This window comes from Streptomyces sp. UNOC14_S4 (assembly GCF_020740835.1).
Lineage (GTDB): Bacteria > Actinomycetota > Actinomycetes > Streptomycetales > Streptomycetaceae > Streptomyces.
This window is the reverse complement of the sequence record NZ_JAINFC010000886.1, coordinates 1-1,584: the sequence shown is the minus strand read 5'-3', so window position 1 is coordinate 1,584 and position 1,584 is coordinate 1. Positions and strand designations below refer to the sequence as shown.

Genomic DNA, 1,584 nt, shown 5'->3' with positions numbered 1-1,584 from the left:
CTCCAGAGGGGGCGGGCTGGGGGAGGCCGCTCTCGGGAGTGGACGGGACCGTGGGAGCGTCGGTGCCCGGGGCGCGGGCGGTACGTGAGGCAGCTTGCCCGCTGTCACGATCCACAATGCCGCCGCCATCAAGATTTTCCGATGTTTTCGGCGCCTCTGCTGTCGGGGCCTCACCGGGCGGGTCGAACCGGCCGGTGAGCGCCCCGCCAAGGACCTCGCCAAGCGGCTCACCATGCGACCCGCCGAGCGTCTCGCCAAGCGATCCGTCCAGGAGTGCTTCGGCCGCGGCCAGTGCGCGGTCGGCGGGCAGCCGCGCGGCCTCGCTGCCGTGCACCCGGTTGAGCACGAGTCCTGCCAGCGGCATCCGCTCCGCGGCCAGCCGCTCGACGAAGTAGGCGGCCTCCCGCAGCGCGTCCCGTTCCGGCGCGGCGACCACCAGGAAGGCCGTACCGGGCGCCTGGAGCAGCCGATAGGTGGCGTCCGCCCGGGTGCGGAACCCGCCGAACATGGTGTCCATGGCGGCCACGAACGTCTGGACGTCGCGCAGCAGCTGCGCCCCCATCAGCTTGTTGAGCGGTCCGCTCATCACCGACATGCCGACACCCAGGAACTTCATCCCGGCCCTGCCGCCGATTTTCGCCGGCGCCATCAGCACCTTGATGAACTTCCCGTCGAGGAAGGAGCCCAGGCGGCCCGGGGCGTCCAGGAAGTCGAGCGCCGAACGGCTCGGCGGGGTGTCGACGACGATCAGGTCCCACTCGTCCCGCGCGCGCAGCTGCCCGAGCTTCTCCATCGCCATGTACTCCTGCGTACCGGCGAAACCGGCCGACAGGGACTGATAGAAGGGGTTCTCCAGGATGGCCCTGGCCCGCTCCTCGTCCGCGTGCGCCTCGACTATCTCGTCGAACGTCCGCTTCATGTCGAGCATCATGGCGTACAGCTCGCCGCCGGACGACGTGTCGATCCCGGGGACCCGGCGGGGCACGTTGTCGAGTTCCTCGATGCCCATCGACTGCGCGAGCCTGCGGGCCGGGTCGATGGTGAGCACGACGACCTTCCGGCCGCGCTCGGCGGCCCGCAGCCCCAGTGCCGCCGCTGTCGTCGTCTTGCCGACGCCTCCGGAGCCGCAGCACACCACGATGCGGGTGCGCGGGTTGTCGAGGAGGGGGTCCACGTCCAGCACGGACGCCGTGTCCAGGCTCACTCGTCAGACTCCTTGCTTCCGCAGTTCGCGCGCCATGCGGTAGAGGCCCGCCAGGTCCACACCGTCGCCGAGCAGCTCCAGTTCGTACGTGGGGAGACCGAGTCCTGATATCTCCCTGTGGCCGCGGCGCTCCAGGGCGAGGCGCTCGGTGTGCTCGCGTGCCTGGGCCACGAGCGGGTCGACCAGCCGCTCGGCGAGCCCGGGGTGACGTGTGCCGCCGAAGCCCGTGCGGTCCAGCGCGTGCGACAGCGTGCGGGCGACGGCGGCGCGGCTGCCGTTCGCGGCGACCTCCACGTCGGTCTCGTCCAGGACCTCCGGGCGCACCATGTTGATGACGACGCCGCCGACGGGCAGCTGGGCGGACCGGAGCTCCGCGATGC

The 1,584-nt window shown here is 71.5% G+C and carries 1 protein-coding gene and 1 pseudogene; both read right to left on the bottom strand.

All coding sequences use genetic code 11. The annotated features are described in order from the left end of the window. Nucleotides 1–1,204, bottom strand: a 1,204-nt coding sequence (locus K6I34_RS36750; RefSeq protein ID WP_229332355.1) for an ArsA family ATPase, incomplete at its 3' end; no start/stop codon positions are given. Between the two features lie 3 nt (nt 1,205–1,207). Then, nucleotides 1,208–1,584 (bottom strand): annotated as a pseudogene (locus K6I34_RS36745) (ATPase); the annotation flags it as partial.